The 21931-nt window shown below is 60.8% G+C and carries 21 protein-coding genes and 1 tRNA gene; 14 read left to right on the forward strand and 8 right to left on the reverse strand.

Annotated elements, in window-relative coordinates:
- Window positions 1-14: 14 nt before the first annotated feature.
- The 4 genes from C816_RS06930 to C816_RS22535 all read right to left on the reverse strand — a co-directional run bounded on the left by C816_RS06930 (window position 15) and on the right by C816_RS22535 (window position 4517).
- A complete protein-coding gene (locus C816_RS06930) occupies window positions 15-776 on the reverse strand; it encodes a CAP domain-containing protein (protein ID WP_016321677.1) in 762 nt (253 codons plus the stop codon).
- A gap of 94 nt (window positions 777-870) precedes the next feature.
- Window positions 871-1743: a class D sortase gene (locus C816_RS06935; RefSeq protein ID WP_016321678.1), complete on the reverse strand. Its 873-nt coding sequence runs from the start codon at window positions 1741-1743 to the stop codon at window positions 871-873.
- Window positions 1743-2639 (reverse strand): hypothetical protein, encoded by an 897-nt coding sequence (locus C816_RS06940; protein ID WP_016321679.1) that lies wholly within the window; start codon window positions 2637-2639, stop codon window positions 1743-1745. The genes C816_RS06935 and C816_RS06940 overlap by 1 nt, the downstream gene beginning before the upstream one ends.
- A 21-nt stretch (window positions 2640-2660) precedes the next feature.
- Window positions 2661-4517: a DUF3991 and TOPRIM domain-containing protein gene (locus tag C816_RS22535; RefSeq protein ID WP_016321680.1), complete on the reverse strand. Its 1857-nt coding sequence runs from the start codon at window positions 4515-4517 to the stop codon at window positions 2661-2663.
- 227 nt (window positions 4518-4744) lie between these two features.
- On the opposite strand from C816_RS22535, the gene C816_RS06950 reads away from it, so the two are divergent.
- The gene (locus tag C816_RS06950) at window positions 4745-4990 is read left to right on the forward strand and encodes a hypothetical protein (protein WP_016321682.1); all 246 of its coding nucleotides are present in this window, start codon (window positions 4745-4747) and stop codon (window positions 4988-4990) included.
- 82 nt (window positions 4991-5072) lie between these two features.
- Here the strand turns inward: C816_RS06950 and C816_RS06955 are convergent, their stop codons facing one another.
- Window positions 5073-5897 (reverse strand): hypothetical protein, encoded by an 825-nt coding sequence (locus C816_RS06955; protein ID WP_016321683.1) that lies wholly within the window; start codon window positions 5895-5897, stop codon window positions 5073-5075.
- 216 nt (window positions 5898-6113) lie between these two features.
- Here C816_RS06955 and C816_RS06960 point away from each other — a divergent pair, with 216 nt between their 5' ends.
- Entirely contained in the window at window positions 6114-7625 is a 1512-nt protein-coding gene (locus C816_RS06960) for a Y-family DNA polymerase (protein ID WP_016321684.1), read from the forward strand.
- Window positions 7625-8032, forward strand: coding sequence for a hypothetical protein (locus C816_RS06965; protein WP_016321685.1), 408 nt, complete (start codon window positions 7625-7627; stop codon window positions 8030-8032). Before C816_RS06960 ends, C816_RS06965 begins: the two co-directional genes overlap by 1 nt.
- A 150-nt stretch (window positions 8033-8182) precedes the next feature.
- Here C816_RS06965 and C816_RS06970 read toward each other — a convergent pair whose 3' ends face one another.
- From C816_RS06970 to C816_RS06980, 3 genes are all read right to left on the reverse strand, one after another.
- On the reverse strand, window positions 8183-8731 hold the full coding sequence (locus C816_RS06970; protein WP_155978944.1) for a hypothetical protein: 549 nt from the start codon (window positions 8729-8731) through the stop codon (window positions 8183-8185).
- A 160-nt stretch (window positions 8732-8891) separates the two neighbouring features.
- Window positions 8892-9323 (reverse strand): hypothetical protein, encoded by a 432-nt coding sequence (locus C816_RS06975; RefSeq protein ID WP_016321687.1) that lies wholly within the window; start codon window positions 9321-9323, stop codon window positions 8892-8894.
- A 403-nt stretch (window positions 9324-9726) separates the two neighbouring features.
- Window positions 9727-9811: transfer RNA gene (locus C816_RS06980), tRNA-Leu, on the reverse strand.
- A 737-nt stretch (window positions 9812-10548) separates the two neighbouring features.
- On the opposite strand from C816_RS06980, the gene C816_RS06985 reads away from it, so the two are divergent.
- The 11 genes from C816_RS06985 (at window position 10549) to C816_RS07035 (ending at window position 21806) form a co-directional block, all read left to right on the forward strand.
- The gene (locus tag C816_RS06985; RefSeq protein ID WP_016321688.1) at window positions 10549-11409 is read left to right on the forward strand and encodes a pyridoxamine kinase; all 861 of its coding nucleotides are present in this window, start codon (window positions 10549-10551) and stop codon (window positions 11407-11409) included.
- Between the two features lie 106 nt (window positions 11410-11515).
- Entirely contained in the window at window positions 11516-12196 is a 681-nt protein-coding gene (locus C816_RS06990) for a CPBP family intramembrane glutamic endopeptidase (protein WP_016321689.1), read from the forward strand.
- A 103-nt stretch (window positions 12197-12299) separates the two neighbouring features.
- On the forward strand, window positions 12300-12926 hold the full coding sequence (locus C816_RS06995) for a hypothetical protein (protein ID WP_016321690.1): 627 nt from the start codon (window positions 12300-12302) through the stop codon (window positions 12924-12926).
- 4 nt (window positions 12927-12930) lie between these two features.
- On the forward strand, window positions 12931-14094 hold the full coding sequence (locus tag C816_RS07000; RefSeq protein WP_016321691.1) for a cation diffusion facilitator family transporter: 1164 nt from the start codon (window positions 12931-12933) through the stop codon (window positions 14092-14094).
- Between the two features lie 240 nt (window positions 14095-14334).
- Window positions 14335-15351: a stage V sporulation protein AD gene (spoVAD, locus tag C816_RS07005; RefSeq protein WP_016321692.1), complete on the forward strand. Its 1017-nt coding sequence runs from the start codon at window positions 14335-14337 to the stop codon at window positions 15349-15351.
- Between the two features lie 133 nt (window positions 15352-15484).
- Entirely contained in the window at window positions 15485-15961 is a 477-nt protein-coding gene (locus C816_RS07010; protein ID WP_016321693.1) for an RNA polymerase sigma factor, read from the forward strand.
- The gene (locus C816_RS07015; protein ID WP_016321694.1) at window positions 15961-16893 is read left to right on the forward strand and encodes a hypothetical protein; all 933 of its coding nucleotides are present in this window, start codon (window positions 15961-15963) and stop codon (window positions 16891-16893) included. The genes C816_RS07010 and C816_RS07015 overlap by 1 nt, the downstream gene beginning before the upstream one ends.
- A 103-nt stretch (window positions 16894-16996) precedes the next feature.
- Complete coding sequence (locus C816_RS07020; RefSeq protein ID WP_016321695.1) at window positions 16997-17677, forward strand: response regulator transcription factor; 681 nt, start codon at window positions 16997-16999, stop codon at window positions 17675-17677.
- Window positions 17674-18657: a sensor histidine kinase gene (locus C816_RS07025; protein WP_016321696.1), complete on the forward strand. Its 984-nt coding sequence runs from the start codon at window positions 17674-17676 to the stop codon at window positions 18655-18657. Before C816_RS07020 ends, C816_RS07025 begins: the two co-directional genes overlap by 4 nt.
- A 352-nt stretch (window positions 18658-19009) precedes the next feature.
- On the forward strand, window positions 19010-19777 hold the full coding sequence (locus tag C816_RS07030; protein ID WP_016321697.1) for an ABC transporter ATP-binding protein: 768 nt from the start codon (window positions 19010-19012) through the stop codon (window positions 19775-19777).
- Window positions 19770-21806, forward strand: a complete 2037-nt coding sequence (locus tag C816_RS07035) for an FtsX-like permease family protein (RefSeq protein WP_016321698.1) — start codon at window positions 19770-19772, stop codon at window positions 21804-21806. The genes C816_RS07030 and C816_RS07035 overlap by 8 nt, the downstream gene beginning before the upstream one ends.
- The last annotated feature ends 125 nt before the right edge of the window (window positions 21807-21931 follow it).

The following is a 21931-nucleotide window of genomic DNA, read 5'->3' on the forward strand; positions in this document are numbered from 1 at the left end:
TGTTCCAGAGTGGTTTATTCGTAGGGATTATGGCTGGTGGGATCACCCACGACCATGTAGCAGTAGGCCCGGCCATTTTGGAAGGTAACGCCGGTTCCAACGTGGGATGCCTCCTCCAGCAGCATAGTGGCATAGTGCCCAGGCGACGCGATCCAGTAGTCAATGGCCTGCCGGGCGATGTCCGGGCAGTCATAGGCGCCGAACATGGTGAGGTTGTAGAGCCCGCCGTGGGGCCAGCCGTAGCGGATGAGTGCCATGTGGTCATAGGGCCGGTGCTCCGTGACGCCTTGACCGGAGACATCCTGGGCGGCATTCATGAGGGATTCGTCCATGGGAAGCTCCGCGAGGCCGTTCTCCCGGCGCACCTCGTTGATGAGCCGGACCATCTCCAGACGGATGTCCATGTTGACAGACAGGTCCAGGGCTTCGCTGGGGGCCGGGGACGGCTCCGCCGCTTCTACGGTCAGCGTCAGACCGCCGGTGCTTCCGGCCTTATCGGTGACGGTGATCTCAGCCGTCCCCTCCGCCCTGGCCACCGCTACCCAATAGGTCAGGACCCGCTCCAGGGTGATAGCCTCCGGGTTGCTGGATTCGGCGATGTACTCCGGTCCGACAGGTCCGATGATGAGGCAGCTCCTTTCGCCTGCCTCCAGGGTATTGCCCTTGTAGCTGCCTACCCGGATCTCCGGGTCCGCTGCCAGAGCCGGGCCTGCCAGCAGCGCCGCGGACAGTATGCCAGCCGCCAACATCCCAAACACTTTACTGTTCCTTTTCATAGCTTTTCCTCCATTTCCGTGATTTTGTCAGGGCTTTCGCAACCGCAACACTACCACAGATTTGGGGGATTGTCGAATGGAATCGCTGAACAGCTTAATCCGTCAGCTCAACCGCTCTCACACACCAACGGAGGTCCCGCTCATCCCGGACGCAGGTGTACAGCGTCAGGCAGTTGTCGGAGGTGTTCTCCAGGCTGCTCCGGTCCGTTTCCGTCACCTTTGCAACGGAGGTCACCTCATAGGTCCGGGTCCCCTCCTTGGTGGAGAGGGTGATCTCATCGCCAGCCTCCAGGGTATGGATTTTGCCGAAGTAGGAATTGGTCCCCCGGTTGTGGGCGGCCAATCCGACGTTGCCGTTCCAGATGGAGGTTTCCTCAAAGTGGCCCACACCCTTCTTCAGCGCGGCGCTGTCCGTGCCCTGGACGATTTTGACGCTCAGGCCGATGACGGGGATTTTCAGGGTACCCAGGGAGCCGTTGCTGTAGTAGCTGTCCTCGGTGACGCTGGTAAAGCCGACAGAGGCCGTGTCATTGGGCCGGGTGGTGACAGTGAACTGCTCCGGGGGAGTGGAAGAGCCGGAGGAACTGCTGTCCAGGATGGACGTGCTGGGCAGGAACCCGCCCATGCCGCTGGACACACCATTTTCCGAAACAGAGTAATTTGCGCTGCCCACCTGATTCACCAGTCCGCCGCTCAAAGCGCCGGGGACAAGGTTCGGCGTGAGGGCCTCGCCGCTGCCGGGAAGGTAGCTGGTAGGGGTACCGAAGCCGGGGGCCACCAGGGCCACGTTTTTGCTCCGGTCCACGTTGGGGTTCTCCTCCTCGTAGATGGTATCGTCGCTGGTGGGCCGGGCGAACAGGAAATCGTCCGCTCCATCGTAGCTGTACTCCAATGCGCTGGCCTGGACGGCGCACAGGACGCAGATCATGCAGGCCAGCAGGAACAGTCTGAACTTTTTCAATGGCATTATCTCCTTCCTCTGATCTTTTTGAATACAAATACACCGCCCAGGACCAGGGCCAGTACCACGCCGCCGATCATGAGCGGGCGCCCGATGCCGGAGATGTCGACGGGCTCACCGTCCTGAGCGCCGGAATCCTTGGGAGCGTCAGTGCTGCCGAACACGGCGGTGTAGGTGACCACATTGCAGCCGGTTTTGGAGACCTCTCCACTGTAGTCGGCGGTCACCGTGTACCCGGTGGCGTACTTACTGGAGGTGCTGCCGGTATACCGGGCCGTGGCGGTGTAGCGGGTGACCACGCCCTCGCCGGACTCCTGAGTGGAATTGCTCCACTGCACGTCCGCCAGGGTCAAGCTCCGTCCGCCGTCCGAGATGGTCTTGGGCACCAGGGACAGGTCCGCGTCCGACAAATTCGGATAGGTACGAGTCGCAGACACTGTGCCGGTCTTGGTGGCGTAGCCGTCCGTGGTCACCTTGACCGTGGTGTGGTCCAGGTGCAGCTTCCCGGTGTAGCCGTCCTCCGTGACGGTTTCGATCTCGGCATCCAGAGTCTGGAGGATTTTCTCCATGTTATTGGTGTCGCTGGGCATGGTCACGGTCTGGACATGGGGCTTGGTATCCACCCCCACCTCGTCCTTCCGGGTCATGTCCAGCAGGTAGTACAGCCGCCCGTTTCGCTCGAAGTCCTCCGTGGGAATGAGGCTGGGGTCATCGTCCAGGGACAGCTGATACACCTTCTGGATGCGAAGCTCGTCGAAGTCACCGTAGGTGTATTCCTCTACGGAAATGGGGTAATAGGCGCTGTCCCTGCCCGGTCCGGATTCTTCGGCGGCCTGGACGGGAACGGACAGAAGCGTGGAAAGCAGGAATGCAGCCAGGAGCAAAGGAATCGATCTTTTCATAAGTAATGTTCTCCTATTTTATTATCGTTCCGCCTCACGGCGGGAAGGAGCCGCTCTCTGGGGCGGAGCGATGGTTTTCTCAATGGAACCGCCAATCTGACGGCTCATGCCTTGAATCTCTTTCAGAAAGGCCAGCCGGTCCTCGATCTCCCAGCCCTGGCAGCGCTCCGCCATCTTCGTCAGGTCCGGCAGCTCCCGCTGGACGCCGAAGCGGCGGCAAAGGATGTACGACACGCTCTGGGCGCTCAACTCACAGCTCTCCCGGCTGTAAACAGGATTGCGGCCCCGGTCATGAAACCGGGCCTGGGCAATCTCGGCGGCGATGGCCGCAAACGCCTGGCCGTCCGGGCAGGCAGTGTCAATAGCCAGCGTCATCTGCCGGGGGTCATAATAGGCCCCGGAGGGCAGGTTTTCACCGGCAACAACCTGAACGGGCGAGAAGTTCAGCAGGGCGGTCAGGGCCGCTTCCATGGGTTCGGTGTCCTCCTTAAGCTGGACCGTCCGCAGCTCCCGGCCCTGGGTCTGGGCGATATCGTAGACGCTGGTGAGGCTGTAGCCCCGGCCCGTGGCGGAGCGTGTAAAGATGCTGGCGCCGTTTTTCAGCTCCGGGTCCAGAACAAAGCGGCCCAGGTCCTTCCAGTGGCCGCGGGTGTGGAGAACCGTGGCCTCCGGGAGCTGGGCCATGGCCAGGGCGATGTTCCCGGAGCTGTAGGAAGGGTTGTCCCCCTGCATAGCCAGGTAACGGGCAAATTTCCCGGGGTCCTTGGTGATCTGTATGACGCTGGCGTCCCGAAGGGCAGCGGCGGTTTCCTTATCCGCCTGCCGCTCCTCCCGCCATTTGGCGTCCGCCGTGGATTTGTCGCTGATGATCTTGCCTAAGTTCGCCATAGGTTTGGTTTCCTCCTTTTTTGTGGGATTTTCTGTGCTTTTGGGTGGCTTCACCTCCTCTAAGACCCCCGTGAGCTTGTATTTGAGCTGCGCGTTCCAGTCCTTGCCGTACTTCGGGACCCGGATTTCCACCTCGTACCCAGCCGCCCGGTACTTCTCCCGCATCTCCTTCGCCGCCGTGATCCCAGGCTCGTCATGGTCCAGCAGGAGCTTGATGGATTTCAGGTGGGGATGGTCCCGAAGGTAGGTGTCCAGCGGTCCGCTGTACAGCCCGCAGAGGGCGACGGCGTTGCTGTGGACCTCCGGGCAGAGGGTGCAGAAGCTCATGAGGTCGATAGGGGCCTCGAAAACCGCCACCTCCTCGATCTCCGGCTCACAGGGCAGCCGAAAGCCCACCTTTTTGTCGCTGCCCAGGACGTCCCGTTTAAATCCGGACCCATTGAAGTCCAAGGTCCCGCGCTTGCTGGCGAATTTGGGCTGGCCGCTGCCGTCCCTGCCGACAAACACGCAATTGTGATATGGGGCGTCCTCGTAGAGAAGCCCGGCGTCCAGAAAGCGTTGGATTACCTGAGACGCAATTCCCCGCTTGCGAAGATACGCAAACACCCGGCGCTGGTCCGGGTTCGCGGGAGGCAGGACGAAGGGCGGCTTTTCCCTGGGCGGAGGCGTCTTGGGGCGGGGGATGGGCTTGTCCCGGTCGGGGGAGTCTCTGGACCGCCCATGATAGGCCAGCAGGTAATCCACCGCCTCCGGGAAGCGCATTCCGCAGAACTCCTGGAGGAATGAGATGGCATCGCCGCCCTGCCGGGTGGAGTAGCGCCTCCAGGTAAGGCGCTCCTTGATGCGGATGCTGTCCATCTCCGCTGTGGTGTAGTAGCTGCCGATCCGCTTCAGCGTATAGCCCAGAGAGGACAGCAGGTCCGGCAAATCCGTGTGCCTGGTGATGTCCAGCTCCGTTTCCGTGAAGCCGTAGGCCATGTTTGCGTTCAAAATAAATTCACCTCCAATCTGGCCGAAAGCAAAAACAGCCGGGCAGGGTACTCCTTTGGGGATACCCTGCCCGGCTGCTTCTCCTGGGGCCGTAATGTTTGCGCTGTCAAGTCCCAACTTTCACGAAATCCGCCCGTCTTTTTCTCCATGTCCGGCATTGCTTTTCCTGGCCTTTCCAGTTACAATGTTCAACGGTATTGTAAAAAATATGGGAGGTTTTTTGTGCGATGGGACTGGATTATGATCCGCTGTGGGACGAACAGGGACAGCTTCGCCGGGGCTGCACGGTGCGGGAGGCCCTGGCTTGGCTGACAAAGTTTGGAAGCCACAGCGCCGGGGAGAATGTCTGTGTCAATGGCGTGAGCTATAAGCTGGGCAGTTTGCTCTATGGCCCGGACCGGCCCGCTGTAGCGGACAAGCCCATTTCCCGCGTCTATGACGGCTACTATCGCCAGTTGAATTTCAGCGTCTGACTCACCCTGCTGGGAACGAAAAAAGCCCCCGGCATCCCTTTGGTTTTGGGATGCCGGGAGCGTTGCCGGAGGGTGTTCACCTTTATCTTTCCATTTGGTGGCTGCGCTTGGAAGAGCGCTTTTTTTCGGAGGTTTTCTGCTGCTGGCCGTGACTTAACTCATCTAACTCATCCCGCAGCTTCTCCCACAGGGGGTTTATCTCCGTGGCAACGGTCCCACTGTCCGCGTCTAAATTGATATGGGCGGCAATAATGGGACTGTCCGGCATCAGCTGGGTCAGCTTTTCCACCATTTTAGGCTCTGGGTCAAGAATGACAGCAGTTTCCCATGGGTGGCGTATTTCCATATTGCAATCGAACTGTTGGATAGCCTCCGTTATCGTAACGCCGTTGTATACGGAGCGGGCTGTTGCGTTATACAGCAGCTCCAGGGGGTCGAACCGCCCAAAGTGGCGGGTATAGAACTGCGCTGCGCACCCGTTCTCATGCACAGTGCAGAGCGCCAGGGAGCTGATTTTGTCAGGGGCTTCCGGGGCGGTAAAACCTACGAAATAGTCCCAGGAATCCTCCTCGATCTCCTGCACCGGCGTATTTGTCTGCAAATAAATTGCCGCGCCTATCATCTCCCACGGCAGCATCCCTTTATTCGCAATTCCGCTCAGGTCGTACACACCTTGTAATGTATCCGGGGTAAAGTGACGGGAAATGAAGGAAAACGTATTGTACAGGTCCTCTTTCAGTCGGAGCCAGAGGCTGTTGCCAAAGTCCAGCAGATTTTTGCTGGCTTCTTCATTTGGGGAGGGAATGAGCGCGTTTATACGAGCGATAAATTCCTGACTGCTCATCTCGCAGGTTTCCTTTGGGGGACTTTTAGAGGACGAAGCGAAGCCGTCCGCATGCTGTTTCATAATGTTGATTACCTCCTTCTGAAATGCAAAAGAGGCGGAGCATCCCAAGTCAGGAATGCTCCGCCTCACCTCTTTTGCTGTTATCTGTAAACAACCTGCTCCAGCCCTTCGCCCTCGGTTATTGGATGCGTTTGACTTATAGATTTTGGCTTGTCCGGCTTGGGCTGGGTATGCTATGATAGAGGTGTGAAAGCCATTCAGGAAGGAGGCCCCGCGATGGAAGACCGTACTTATCTCGCCATCGATTTAAAATCCTTTTACGCCAGCGTCGAATGCGTCGAGCGGGGCCTCGATCCCCTCACCACCAACCTTGTGGTGGCGGACCTGCGCCGCACGGAAAAGACCATCTGCCTCGCCGTGACGCCCTCCCTGAAAGCCTGGGGCATCTCCGGCCGGGCGCGGCTGTTTGAAGTCATCCAGCGGGTCAAGGAGGTCAACGCTCAGCGGCTCCGTTCCGCGCCGGGGAGGCAGTTTGCCGGCTCCTCCTCCAGCGATATTGAATTGAAGGCCAATCCGGCTTTGGCGGTGGATTATATCGTGGCTCCGCCCCGGATGGCTCATTACATGGAGTGGAGTACAAAAGTATACAATGTCTATCTCAAATATATCGCGCCGGAGGACATTCACAACTACTCCATCGACGAGGTCCTGATGGACGTGACCAACTATCTGGGAACCTATAGGCTCAGTGCCCGGGAGCTGGCTATGAAAATGATTCTGGACGTTCTGGAAACCACCGGCATCACCGCCACGGCGGGCATCGGCTCCAACCTGTACCTCTGCAAAGTGGCCATGGATATTGTGGCCAAGCATATCCACCCGGACGTCAACGGCGTGCGCATCGCCAAGCTGGACGAGCGCAGCTACCGGCATCTGCTGTGGGATCACCGGCCCCTCACCGATTTCTGGCGGGTGGGCGGGGGTTATGCCCGGAAGCTGGAAGCCAACGGCCTGTACACCATGGGGGACATCGCCCGCTGTTCCCTGGGCGGTCCGAGTGATTTTTATAATGAGGATTTGCTGTACAAGCTGTTTGGAATCAACGCAGAGCTGCTGATTGACCACGCCTGGGGTTGGGAGCCCTGTGCCATGGCGGACGTTAAGGCGTACCAGCCGGAGAGCAAGAGCATCGGCTCCGGGCAGGTTCTCCAGCATCCCTACAGCTATGAGAAAACCCGGCTGGTGGTACGGGAGATGGCGGATCAGCTATCTCTGGACCTGGTGGACAAGGGACTGGTCACCAGCCAGCTGGTGCTGACGGTGGGCTATGACCGGGAAAGTCTGAATGGACGGGGCTATAAAGGGGAGGTAACGGCGGACCGCTATGGGCGGGCCGTACCCAAACACGCCCACGGCACCGCGAATCTGGGGGATTATACCGCCTCCACGAAGCGCATGATCTCCGCTGCTCTGGAGTTATTTGACCGCATCATCGACAGAAATCTGCTGGTACGCCGTCTGTACCTCACCGCCACTTGTGTGGCAAACGAGACGGAGGTTTCGGAGAAAATGGCCTTTGAACAGCTGGATCTGTTCACGGACTACCACACCGTTCAGGAACAGCAGGTCCGGGAGGCTGCGAAGCTGGAGCGGGAGAAGAAGGTCCAGCGAACCATGCTGGACATCAAGAGGCGGTTTGGGAAAAACGCGATTTTGAAAGGCATGAATCTGGTGGAGGGAGCTACCGGGAAGGACCGCAACGATACGATTGGAGGGCATCAGGCGTAATGGGGAAATATGACGATATCATCAACCTGCCGCACCACGTCTCCAGCGCCCATCCCCATATGCCCATGCGGGACCGGGCGGCGCAGTTTATGCCCTTCCGGGCTTTGACTGGCTATGAGGCCGCCGTCCACGAGACAGCCCGGCCGACAGATTCGAAGGCTGAGCTGACGGAAGATGAGAAGTCCCTCTTAGATTTGCGGCTGCAAGAGCTGGCGGACAGAATCACGGAGCATCCCAAGGTAACGCTGACCTATTTCCAGCCGGATAAAAGGAAGGCCGGAGGCGTCTGCGTCACCATTACAGGGCGGCTCAAGAAATTCGATGAATATGAAGGCGAGCTGCTTTTATTGGGCGGAGAGCGCATTTTAATTGAGAACATCCTGTCGGTTCAGGCGGCAGAGGCGTGATTCGTGAAACGCCCCCGGCATCCCAACCAGAGGATGCCGGGGGCGTTTTGCTGGGCCACACGGGGCCGCTGTGGCCCGTTAAGCCTTCTTCAGGGGCGGGGACTCCACCTCGGAGAAGGCGGCCTCACGGGGGCTGACACTGGCTTCCTGTTAGTTACCCCGAAACGCTGCCTGGACGCGCTCCAGCTGGCTCCGTAGATCCTGGACCCGCAGGAACCCGCCGCTGGGGGCCTTGGCGGTCAGGACCATATCATCCAGGCCGTCGATCTCCATGAGCAGCCGGACGGCTTCCAGCGTGGTCTGCCATTGGGCTTCTGTTGGCTGCCGTTGTGCCGCGGCCTTGAGGAGGATGCAGGAGGCGTCCAGCTGCATGATGGGGTCCGGTATTGCGCAGGGAACCTCCAGTTCCACCAGGGGCGTGGTTTGCTCATTTGTTTCAGCGAAGTGCCTGACCATCTCCATTTCCGAGTCGACCCATGCCAGAAGTGCGCCGCCATCACCCAGGTCTTCGCCGGCCAGTGCCAAGGCACCGCGGAGGGTGACGGCACTGGCCGGGAGCTGATCGAGGCCCTCCAGCATGGACACGGTTTCGCGGGCCAGCAGGGTACAGGCTTCTAGGATCGTGAGGGGCGTTCTGTTGTCGTTGTTCATTGTGAAATTCCTTTCTTTCCTCGATTTTTTGGGGCGTGGCAACACCATGTCACACCTCTGCCGGAATATCCATTCATCAAGAGCAACGAAATATCTGTGCCATTTTTGACCATCCGGGAAAGCCGATGGACGGTGGAATCTTCTCTACTGCCATCAAAGAGAAGCACCGCGCCCCCGCAGGGCGGGGACGCGGCGGCGATGTGGTGATTCAGGGCTTCTCGGGAGGCAGGTCCTCCTCGGGATCATCCTCCTCGGTGGTGGTCCCGGTGGGGCTGGCGCTGGCCATGGAGGCGTTGACCCGCTCGGCTTCCTCAGCGGCATCCTCCTCAGCTTCGATCAGCGCTTCCTCGATCAGGTTCAGCACGAACTCCCGCTGGGTCAGCTTCCTGCCGGTCCGCTGGGTTTCCCGCTCCAGGTGGGCCTTGATCCGCTGGAAGAGCTCCTCGGGGATCTGGAAGGCCATCGTTCTCGTATTGCCGCTCATAGTCGTCGTACCTCCGTTTTTCTTCAGATTGTAGTATTCGATCAGCAGGTTCGTGATGTATTCGCTGGTGGTCTGGCCCGCCGCCTCTCTGGCCTCGCTGACTTGCGCGTGGAGGCTGAGGGGCACCTGAGCGCAGAGGTTCTTTTTCTGTTCCATGCTGCCGTTCTCCTTCCCGTTTGTTGTAACGACAGTATAGCCGGAAAGCATTGAGAAAGCTATTACCAACACCACCGAAGAACGCTGAACACATGAAGCATAAGCAACAATGGCGGGAAGGGCCGTTCTGAAATGGAAAACCTCCCTCGGAGCGGCTTGGGAGCTCCAGGGGAGGTGTGTTTTTCTTTTTTAGAGAGAGGCGGAGAGTTCGAGTCGAGCAGGCTGCTAAAAACTGCCAAAACAGCTCATTTTGCATCTCTGGTGCGTTATTTTTATTTTACGATACCAAATTCCACCAATCGCTTCTGATAATTTTCGTTTTTAGCAAAATCCGCTCTTTGCACGCAAAAATCCCGCACCGAAGTGCGGGATTTTTGCGTGCATCTCGTTTGTCAACGAAACTTGGTGCACCCGAGGGGACTCGAACCCCTACTCGTCGCCGAAATGGAACCTAAATCCATCGTGTATACCAGTTTCACCACGGGTGCGTATCTATTTTACATTTGCAGATTATTTTATTCTATCTTATTTAATAAAAGCTTTCACTAAAGTGACATCTCCTAGATAATGTCTACAGGAATTACGCGCAGATAGCAGTCCAAACGGCGATACAACGAACCTATACCGCTCAGTTCTGGACTGATTCCAATTGCCGCCCTTTGATCCTGCCGCGTGGGGATGTAAGTCTGATATGGTTCGCATCAATCATCCGCCATTCACAGTCTGACCCACCAATCAGAATTTCAAACAGTTGTTCGCCGATACTTTTCCTCCACATCGGATAAACCTCTGATGCACGCTGCCCCATTCTCCGCAATCTGAAAGCAGATCACGCAAAGGCGCTCCGGCACAACAGCCTCAGAACACTGTGTTGATAAAACGCCGCTTATCCTGGGCGATTTCTCCCCATTGGTCCCGCTATCCCGGTAAATGCGGCTCCATCAGCGCCCACATCTCATCACTTATGTCAGTCGTTGATCGGAAGCTTCTATTTCTCCTCCCCCTTCGTTCTCTGGGCAATTCTACTTTTTCACTTTCCTTTGGACTTGTGCCGACACGATCTCAATCTCACATGCCTGCCAACTCCAACCCCGCCGCTTATACAAGCGGCGGGGTTGCGCCGGAAAGCCGCGTATGATATGATAATCTGGAATTTATTATACCACGGCTTTTCCGGCAAGACAACAGCAAAATCCTTTATTCCACAGAAAAGAGGAATCCCATCATGTCTACACCCTGTGTTACCGCTATCCACGATCTCTCCGGCTTCGGCCGCTGCTCCCTGACTGTGGCCCTTCCCATTCTCTCCGCCATGGGGGTTCAGTGCTGTCCTCTGCCAACCGCCTTCCTCTCCACCCACACCGGCGGCTTTGAGGGGTTCACCTTTCTGGACATGACCGACGAGATGCCCAAAACCGCCCGTCACTGGAAGTCCCTGGGGCTGCGGTTTGACGCCGTGTACAGCGGGTTTCTCGGCAGCGGGCGGCAGATCGGCGTAGTGGAGGACTTCATCCGGGACTTCCGGGGAGACGGCGTTGTAGTTGTGGACCCGGTGATGGGGGACGGCGGCGCGGTCTACCAGACCTATACGCCGGAGATGTGCGCCGGGATGGCCCGCCTGGCGGAGCAGGCCGACGTCATCACTCCCAACCTGACAGAGGCCGCTCTGCTGCTGGGCATCCCCTATGCGGAGCTTCCCTCCGGGGAGGACGGCTGCCGGGCCATTGTGGAGCGGCTGAGCCTGGAGGGGCGGCGCTCCGTGGTGCTCACCGGGGCCAGTCTGGAGCCGGGCAGCACCGGGGCCATGTGCTTCGACGCCTCCACCGGGCGGACGGAGGCTGTCCAGACCCGGCGGGTGGACCGGGAATTCCACGGCACCGGCGACGTGTTCTCCAGCGTTCTCACCGGGGCGCTGGTGCGGGGGTCATCCCTGGTGGAGGCCGCCCGGGCGGCGGTGGAGTTCGTCCGGGCCTGTGCGGAGCGGACGGCGGCGCAGGACCTGCCCATGCGGGAGGGTGTGGACTTCGAGCCCTTGCTGGGCCTGCTGGCAAGGCCGGTGGCCTCTCCCCTGGATGGGCTGTCCTGACCGCGCCCGCAGGCCGCGGCGGGGTCCGCGTCGAAAGGGGCGGCTCAGGGGACGGTTTTCCCGCAAAATGTTCCGCGGCCCAATTGGCCTATTTGGAGGAATGAACATGATTAACCGGCGGAGTGCCTATATCATGATGTCCATTGTGATATTTTCCGTTTTCGTCAACCTGGTCGATGCCGTTGTACACCCGGATTATTTCCTCAAAATTCCCATTAAGATCCTCTTTTTTCTGGGTCTCCCCATGGTGTTTTTTCTGGCCAACAAGGCGGAGTTCCGGGAATTCAGACGATTATTCGCGTTCAAAAAGGGCGGGATTCTCAAGCCGCTCCTATTGGGGGCCGCGATTTATGCTGTGATCGTACTGGGGTATTTTTTGACGAGAGATCTCATAGACTTCTCCAATGTCACCTCCAATTTGACAAAGAGTATGGGGATCACGGCCAACAACTTTATCTATGTATCCCTGTATATCTCCCTGATGAATTCGTTTTTGGAGGAGTTCTTTTTCAGGGGCTACGGCTTTATCACCCTGAAAAACTATACAAGCCGGAAATTTGCCTATGGCTTCAGCGCTCTGATCTTCGCAGTCTATCACGTTGGGATGCTGGCCGGAATGTTCCGCGCGGGGGCTCTGTGCCTGCTGCTCCTGGGACTGATGGCGGGGGGCTGTATATTCAATTACCTGAACGAGCTGACCGGCACGATCTACCCCTCCTGGTTTGTCCATATGTTCGCCAACTTTGCCATCAACACGGTGGGATTTATTTTATTTGGCATCCTGTAAAATGTGTAAAATCACGGCCCCTCCGGCGGAAAACGCTGTACATCCCCGCGGCGCTGTGCTATAATCTATCAACTTGAATTTTTCTGGAAATGAGGGAAACACCATGAGCGGTGAGATGCGCACCTTCGGCTACCTCTGCCCCAAGTGCGGCAAGACGGTGACGGCCGCCCGGTCTGTCTTTGCGCTGGAGGCCTCCAACGCGGAGATCGAGTGCGGCTGCGGGGAATCCGCCCTGCGGGCGGAGTTCGACGGGGAGCGATACCGGTTCTACGTCCCCTGTGGCCTCTGCGGCGAGACCCACACGGCGGCGTGCCCGCCGGAGCGGGTCCTGCGGGGCGCCACCGCCCTGGGCTGTGCGAAGTCAAAGCAGTTTTGCTGCTTCATCGGCCCGGAGGGCACGGTGGAGAAAAATCTGCGGGAGCTGGAGATTCTGGCCGAAAAGGAAAAGCGGCAGGAATCGGAGGGCGGCGAGGCGTTTCTGGACAGCGTCATCATGTACGAGGTCCTCTCCGAGCTCAAGGACATCGCCTCCCGGGAAAATGGAATCACCTGCGGCTGCGGCGGCGTACAATACGGCATGGAGATCCGCCGCTCCGCCGTGGACCTCATCTGCCGCCGCTGCGGCGCCAAGCTGCGCGTTCCCGCCGCTACGGACCGGGACCTGGACGACCTGTGCTGTCACATGAAGCTGGTTATCCCCGGGACGCCCACCTCTACGGAAAGGACCTGATTCCATGATCTCCCTGCTCTCCCGGCTCTTTCTCCGCCCCGGCGGCCGGGACCCCGCCGCCCTCCGCAAGGCCTACGGCATCCTCTGCGGCGCGGTGGGCATTCTTCTGAACGTGCTGCTGTTTTCGGGAAAACTGCTGGCGGGCTCTCTGGCCGGCTCCGTGGCCATCACCGCCGACGCCTTCAATAACCTCTCCGACGCCGGCTCCTCCGCCATCACCCTGCTGGGCTTCTACCTGGCGGGGCAGAAGCCGGACGCCCACCACCCCTTTGGCCACGGGCGGATCGAGTACCTCTCCGGCCTGGGGGTGGCGGTGCTGATCCTGCTGATGGGCTGGGAGCTGCTCCAATCCTCCCTCGCCAAGATCTTTCACCCCGCGCCGGTGACGGCCACCCCTCTGGTGACCGCCATCTTGTGCGTCTCCGTGGGGGTGAAGCTCTACATGGCCTTTTACAACTGGCGGCTGGGAAAAAAGCTGGATTCCTCCGCCATGCGGGCCACCGCCGTGGACTCCCTCTGCGACAGCGCCGCCACTGCCGCGGTGCTGGCGGCCACGCTGGCGGGCCATCTCACCGGAAAGATGATCGACGGCTGGGCGGGCCTTTTGGTGGCGGCGTTTATCCTCTGGTCCGGCGTGAAGGCCGCCAAGGAGACCGTTGACCCCCTGCTGGGCACGCCCCCCACCCGCGAGTTTGTCGCCCGCATCCGGGACCTGGTCATGGCCCACAGCAAGATCATCGGCATCCACGATCTGATCGTCCACGACTACGGTCCCGGACGGGTGATGATCTCCCTTCACGCCGAGGTCCCCGCCAGCCAGGACGTGCTGGCCCTCCACGACGAGATCGACAATGTGGAGCGGGAGCTGCGGGAGCATCTGGGCTGTGAGGCCGTCATCCATATGGACCCGGTAGTCACCGACGACGGCGTCACGGAGGAGACCCGCCGCCGTGTGGCGGAGCTGGTCCGCTGCATTGATGACGACATCACCATCCATGATTTCCGCATGGTCTCCGGCCCCACCCACACCAATGTGATCTTTGACGCGGTGGTGCCCTACGACTTCCGCCTCAGCGACCGCCAGGTGGAGGAGAAGATCCGCTGCGCCGTCCGGGCGCTGGACGGGAGCTTCTACGCCGTGGTCCAGGTGGAGCGGTCCTATACGTGACTGCAAAACATAACACGGGCGGCACAGCCGCCCGTGTTATGTTTTGCAGAGAAAAAGAGCTTATGGCAAACCGCCAAGAAATGGATCTGCATCTTAATGCGGGAGTGTGAGGAGGTGCATCTTCGGGGCAGCGCTTCCCCTCTGCGCGTCTTTCCAAAGCCGCCGGGCTTGCAGGCGAATGACTAATTTTCCCCGTTTCGGGCACCCTATGGAAAATCCATCAGACCGAGGTGGCTTTCCATGAATGAAAAACGAACCGGCCAGCGGACCATTGCCCTGGGCGTGCCGCCCTCCGTGCTCTCCTTCGCCAACATCGGCGGCAAGTTTGAGGCCCAGGGGCCGCTGTCCGGGTACTTCGACGAGCTGAGCCAGGACTCCTTCTTCGGGGAGAAGACATGGGAGAAGGCGGAGTCCACCATGCAGAAAAAGGTGGTCCAGCGGGCGCTGGACCAGGCCCGGCTGAAACCCAAGGACATCCACTATATTCTGGCGGGGGACCTGCTGAATCAGTGCATCGGCTCCTCCTTCGGCCTGCGGGAGCTGGGTATCCCCTTCTACGGGCTGTACGGCGCCTGCTCCACCATGGGGGAGTCGCTGTCCCTTGCGGCCATGCTGATCGACGGGGGATTTGCGGAGCGCACCGCCGCCGTCACCTCCTCCCACTTCTGCACCGCCGAGCGCCAGTACCGGATGCCGGTCCCTTACGGCAGCCAGCGGCCTCCCACCGCCCAGTGGACCGCCACTGCCTCCGGCTGCACCATCCTGGGCCGGGAGGGCCCCGGGCCCTATATCACCCACGTCACCTGCGGCAAGATCGTGGACAAGGGAATCTCCGACCCCAACAACATGGGCGCGGCCATGGCCCCCGCCGCCTACGACACCCTCTCCGCCTTCTTCCGGGACACCGGCACCGGCCCCGAAGACTACGACCTCATCATCACCGGCGATCTGGGGGACCTGGGCCACGGCATTGTCCGGGACTTCTTCTCCCGGGACGGCGTGGAGCTGGGGGACAACTTCCAGGACTGCGGACTGCTGCTCTACGACCGGGACGGTCAGGATATGCACGCCGGGGCCTCCGGCTGCGGCTGTTCCGCCTCTGTGCTCAACGGGTATCTTCTGACGGAGATGCGGCGGGGGAAGTGGAAAAAGATCGTCTTCGCCCCCACCGGGGCTCTGCTCTCCCCTACCTCCAGTTTTCAGGGGGAGTCCATTCCGGGCATCTGCCACGCCGTGTGCATCTCGGCGGAAAAATAAATGGAACAACGCCCCGCCTGCCGGACAGTTATGGTATACTGTCCGGCAGGCGGGATATTTTTTCGCAGATTTCCTCCCAGGCTGAAAAATATCCCTGTCCCCGCCCGTGTTATGGGTGAAAGGAGTTGAGAATGTGGTTTCATTTGGTACCGATGAAATCATCTCCCGCATCGTGGAGCAGTACGGCTCCATGCTGCTGCACCTGGCCGCCTCCCGGCTGGACTCCCCTGCCGACGCGGAGGATGCTGTGCAGGAGGTGTTCCTAAAGCTGCTGACCGCCCGCCCCATGTTCCGAGACGCCGGGCATGAGAAGGCGTGGCTCATCCGGGCCACCCTCCACCGCTCCAGCGACATCCGCCGCAGCGCGGAGCACCGGAACCTCCCCCTGGAGGAGGCGGGAGAGCCTGCGGCCCAGGAGGACACCCTCGATCTCCTCTCCGCTGTCCGGGCGCTGCCGGACAAGTACAGCGCTGTCATCCACCTCTACTATTACGAGGGATATTCCATCAAAGAGATCGCAAAGACGCTGGGCCTGCCCGCCGCCACGGTGGGCACCCGCCTGGCCCGCGGCCGGGAGCGGCTGCGGCAGATGCTGAAGGAGGATATGTGATGGACCGGAAAACATACCGTGAAGCCTTTGACCAGATCCCCTTTTCCGCCGATTTTCAGGAGCGGACGGCGAACCTGCTGCGCCAGCGCGCCCGAGAATTGGAAAAGGAGAACAAGATCGTGAATTTCAGCAAGACAAAAAAGCTGGCGGTGACGGCCGCCGCCGCCGTGGCCCTTCTGATCGTGTCCGTGTCCGCCGCCCTGGTGTGGCTGACTCCCGCCCAGGTGGCGGAGCGCTTCGGCAACACCCTGCTGTCGGAGGCCTTTGAGGGCCCGGACGCCATTGAGATCAACGAGACCGTGGAGACCGGGGACTTTGCCGTAACCCTCATGGGGCTGGTGTCCGGCGCGGACCTGGACAAATACAGTTCGGACGTGGACAGCGCCCGCACCTACGCCGTGCTGTCCCTGCGCCGCCTGGACGGGGAGCCCCTGGAGACCCAGACCTTCGAGCTCACACGCTACACCATGACGCCCCTGGCGGCAGGCTGCTCCCCCGCGGCGGTGAACAACTGGACCCTGGGCGCGGGTGCCAGCGGCTTTGCGGAAAACGGCATCTACTACTATCTGCTGGACACCGAGAGCATTGAGATGTTCGCGGACCGCACGGTGTACATGGCCTTCTATGAGGGCTTCGTACCCAACAACACCATTTTCACCGTGAACGACGACGGCACCATTGCCTTTTGTGACGACTACACCGGTCCTCACGCTCTCTTTGAGCTGCCTCTGGACCCCGCCAAGGCGGACCCCGCCGCGGTGGAGGCCTTCCTGGAGGAGAACGACATGGGCTGGACCAATGAGCGTACGCCCATGGAGGACTATGTGACCACCGAGGAGGAAACCCCGGACGGCAGTCTCATCACCATCCGGCCTGCGGACAGCCCGGAGACAAAGGTGGTCTTCACCCCCGTCTCCCAGGAGGTGGAGTGAACCCATCGAGGAGAGGAGCCGCCTTTGGCGGCTCCTCTCTCATTTGACTTTTCCCCCCGGCGGTGGTATGCTTCAAACGAGTTTATTTGGGAGGCGGACAACCATGTACCGGATTTTCATCGTGGAGGACGACCCCGTCATCGCCGGGGCCATGCAGCGTCATCTGGAGGGCTGGGGCTATCAGGTGGCCCGGGCGGAGCGGTTTGACAGCGTGCTCTCCGAGTTCGCCGCCTTTGATCCCCAGCTGGTGCTGCTGGACATCTCCCTGCCTTTTTTCAACGGCTACCACTGGTGCGCGGAGATTCGCCGGGTCTCCAAGGTGCCCATCATCTTCGTTTCCTCCGCCTCGGACAACGTGAGCATGGTGACCGCCATGCAGATGGGCGGGGACGATCTGCTGCCCAAGCCCTTTGACCTCCAGGTCCTCTCCGCCAAGGTCCAGGCGGCCCTGCGCCGGGCCTACGACTTCGGCCCCGCAGCCCGGCTGCTCTCCTGCGGCGGCGCGGTGCTGAACCTGGACCACGGCACCCTGACCGCCGCGGGGCAGCGGGTGGAGCTGACGAAAAACGAGCACAAAATCCTCCAGCTCCTGCTGGAGCACAAGGGCCAGATCGTCACCCGGGAGGCCATCATGGCCGCCCTGTGGGCCTCGGACAGCTTTGTGGACGAGAACACCCTCTCCGTCAACGTCAACCGCCTGCGGAAGAAGCTGGACGGCGCAGGCCTCCGCAGCTTCATCCGTACCTGCCGGGGGGCGGGCTATCTGGTGGAGGACAGCCTATGAGCCTGCTGAGCGCGTATCTGCGGCGGCAGTACAAGCTGCTGTTGCTGCTGCTGGGATTTTTCGTGATTTTCGCGGCGGTATTCTCCCTCTATGATCTGCCGTCGGAGGCGGTGGCCTACGCCGCCGCGCTGTGTCTGGCCCTGGGGCTGGCCCTCTTTGCCGTGGGGTACAGCCGCTTTCTCGCCCGGCACCGGGAACTGCGGCTGCTGCTGCGGCAGGTCCGGGAGAAGGTTCTGCCCCTGCCGCCTCCCAGGGGCCTTTTGGAGGAGGACTACCAGGCTCTGGTCCAGGCCCTCTGCCAGAACCGGGCCCGGCTGGCCGTGGAGAACGAGAACCGCCTGCGGGACATGACGGACTATTACACCTTCTGGGCCCACCAGATCAAGACCCCCATCGCCGCCCTGGGCCTTCTGCTCCAGGAGCGGGAGGACAGCGGCGCCCTGGAGGTGGAGCTTTTGAAGATCGAGCAGTATGTGGAGATGGTCCTGTCCTACCTGCGGCTGGACAGCAGCTCCACGGACTACGTCCTCCAGGACTGTGACCTGGACGGAATCCTCCGGGGCGCGGTGCGGAAACTGGCCAAGATGTTCATATTGAAAAAAATCACCCTGGATTTTCAGGAGACGGGAAAGACCGTGCTGACGGACGGCAAGTGGCTGGGCTTTGTGGTGGAGCAGGTGCTCTCCAACGCCCTGAAGTACACGCCGGAGGGCGGCACCATCCGCATTTACGGCGACCGGGACACGGTGGTCATTGCCGACGACGGCATCGGCATCCGGCCTGAGGACCTGCCCCGGGTCTTTGAGAAGGGCTTCACCGGATACAACGGCCGGACAGAGCGGAAGTCCACCGGCATTGGGCTGTACCTCAGCAAGATGGTGATGGAGCGGCTGTACCATGGCATCACCGTCACCTCCCGCCCCGGTCAGGGCACCCTGGTGCGCCTGGACCTGAGCCGGGGGAAGCGGGTGGCGGAGTAAAAAGGTGCAGAGGTCATCGGGGGAATGGCCTGCACAGGGGTGCAGGCCCCACATGGTTTGCGCTCCAGCCCCAGGCAGTTTATATATTCTTCTCCTCGCAGTGGTCCAGGCTGAAAGTGGGGCAGGCGTTTCTTTGTGGGGCCCGCTGCCCTCAGCGGGCCATTCTTCCCTCAATTGCCCGGCTCCCTCAATAGACCATCCCCCTCAACTGCCCGGCTTTCTCCCAGCGCCCGCCCATTTTCCCAACCTTACAAAACTGTAAGATACCGCGCCGGACTGTAAGCCAAATCGATGGCTGGCGGTCCGGCGCGTCTGGTATACTGGGTCCATCAAACCCAAGGAGGTCTTTTTCATGGCATTGCTGGAAGTACAGCATTTACAAAAGGTCTACACCACCCGCTTCGGCGGGAACCAGGTGGAGGCATTGCGCAGCGTGAGCTTTTCCGTGGAGTCCGGGGAGTATGTGGCCATCATGGGCGAGTCCGGCTCCGGTAAGACCACGCTTCTGAACATCCTGGCGGCCCTGGACCGCCCCACCGCCGGGGAGGTCTATCTCAACGGCAAGGCCCTCTCCGACATCCGGGAGCGGGATCTGGCGGCCTTCCGCCGGTCCCACCTGGGCTTTGTGTTCCAGGACTTCAACCTGCTGGACACCTTCTCCCTGCGGGACAACATCTTCCTCCCCCTGGTGCTGGCGGGAAAGGATTACGAGGCCATGGAAGCCAAGCTCCGCCCCCTGGCAAAGCAGCTGGGGATCTCCGACATCCTGGAGAAGTACCCCTACGAGGTCTCCGGCGGGCAGAAGCAGCGCTGCGCCGCCGCCCGGGCCCTCATCACCGATCCCCAGATCGTCCTGGCGGACGAGCCCACCGGCGCCCTGGACTCCCGGGCCTCCGACAACCTGCTGGAGCTCTTCGGGGAGATCAACCGGGACGGCCAGACCATTTTGATGGTGACCCACTCCGTCAAGGCCGCCAGTCACGCCGGACGGGTGCTCTTCCTGCGGGACGGGCAGGTGTACCACCAGCTCTACCGGGGCGGGGAGACCCAGGAGGCCCAGTTCCGCCGCATCTCCGACACGCTGACGGTGCTCTCGCAAGGCGGTGAGTCCCATGCGTAAATCCGGCTTTTTCCCCCGGCTGGCCCTGGTGAATCTGGCCCGGAACGGGCGGTATTACGGCCCCTATCTCCTCTCCTGCGGCGGCGTGGCGGCCATGTACTACATCCTCCGCTTTCTCTCCGGCCACGAGACCCTGAAATCCGTCCGGGGAGCCGTGTACCTCCAGTCCCTGACCAGCGTGGGGTGCTTTGTGGTGGCGCTCTTCGCCGCCGTCATCCTGCTCTACGCCAACAGCTTCGTCATGAAGCGGCGGCAGAAGGAGCTGGGCCTTTACAACATCCTGGGCCTGGAGAAGCGGCACATCGCCCTGGTGATGTGCTGGGAGACGGTTCTCAGCGCCGCGGCGGTGATCGCCGGAGGGATTCTGGCGGGCATTCTCCTGTCCAAGCTGATGCTGCTGGTGGTGCTGAAAATGTCCCATCTGCCGGTGCTGTTCGGCTTTTCCGTCAGCCTGCCGGGAATCTGCGAGACGGCCGTCCTCTTCGCCGTGCTGATGGCCCTGACGCTGCTGCGCAACCTCTTCCGGCTGTATCGGTCCAAGCCGGTGGAGCTTCTGCACGGCGAGCACGCCGGGGAGCGGGAGCCCCGGACCAAATGGCTGCTGGTGCTCATCGGCCTTGTGACGCTGCTGGGGGGCTACGGCCTCTCCTTCACGATAAAGAACCCGGTGGAGGCCATGCTCTTCTTCATCCTGGCGGTGGCGCTGGTGATGATCGGCACCTACTGCCTGTTCACCGCCGGGTCCATCGCCCTGCTGAAACGGCTGCGGGCCAACAAAAACTTTTACTATAAGACCAACCACTTCACCGCCGTCTCCGGCCTCCTCTACCGCATGAAGCAAAACGCCGTGGGCCTTGCCAACATCTGCATTCTCTCCACTATGGTGCTGGTGACGGTGTCCACCACCATCTGTATGTATATCGGCCTGGACCGGGCCCTGGACGAGATGTTCCCCTATGACATCGAGTTTCTCCAGGACCTGGACCGCCAGAGCGGGGACTCCATGGAGTACCTGGAGGAGGTGCGGCGGGAGGCCGCCTCTGTAGGTGAGCTCCAGGATCTTCGGTATTATAACCGCTACTGGGTGTACTGCGGGTGGCGCAGCGGCGTGCTGTCTTTGAACATGAGCCCCAGCACCCAGCGGACGCTGTTGGAGGTGGTGACGGCGGAGGACTACGCCCGCCTGACGGGCCGGGCCGTCAGCCTGGCCCCGGACGAGGTGCTGGTCCACGCCGCCGGCCTGGAGAACTTCCCTGCGGAGTTCCGCATCGCCCGGTACAACGACGAGCACCCCGCCTCGTATATCGAATCCCCCTTTGACCTGGAGGGATACGCCTTCCGTGTCCAGGGCGAGATCACGGAGCCCATCCGCCACGCCACCACCACGCTGCTTGGCAGCGAGGAGGCGGAGCTGTTCCTGGTGGTCGCGGATCGGGAGACGGCGGAGAATCTCATGGCCCTGGACCGGGAGCGCACCGCCCGCCAGTTCCGCATCCAGCTGAACCTGACCGGAAAGGACTACGCGGAAAAGCTGGCCCAGACCGAGGACCTGGTGCACCGTCTGAGCCTGCGGGAGGGCGGTATCGGCTTTACCAGCAAGCAGGACAATGCCCAGGAGTTCTACGCCATGTACGGCGGGTTTTTATTCCTGGGGGTGTTCCTTGGCATCCTCTTCCTTATGACCACCGTCCTCATCATCTACTACAAGCAGATCTCCGAAGGGTACGAGGACCAGCGGCGCTACCACATCTGCCGCCAAGTGGGCATGACGGAAAAGGAGGTCAGGGCCTCCATCCACAGCCAGATTCTGCTGGTGTTCTTCCTGCCCCTGGGGACAGCGGGCGTCCATGCGGCGGCGGCCTTCCCCATGCTCTCCTGCATGCTGACGCTGTTCAACCTCTATGACGTGAAGCTGTTCGCCCTCTGCACCGCAGGGACCCTGCTGGCCTTCTGCGCCATCTACGCCCTGGTCTACGGCCTCACGGCCTCCGCCTACGACCGCATCGTGGGCGGCGAGGCGGAGCGCTGACTTTCCGCAGCCCCGGCGGCTTCTCAGGCCGCCGGGGCCGCGGTTCTTTCAAAACTGTCAGATTTCAGAAAGATTGTGGACAGATTCCGGTGCTATTGTAAAAGCGGGGGGTGTCCAGGAGCGTT

This window comes from Oscillibacter sp. 1-3, from assembly GCF_000403435.2.
Taxonomy (GTDB): Bacteria; Bacillota; Clostridia; order Oscillospirales; family Oscillospiraceae; genus Oscillibacter.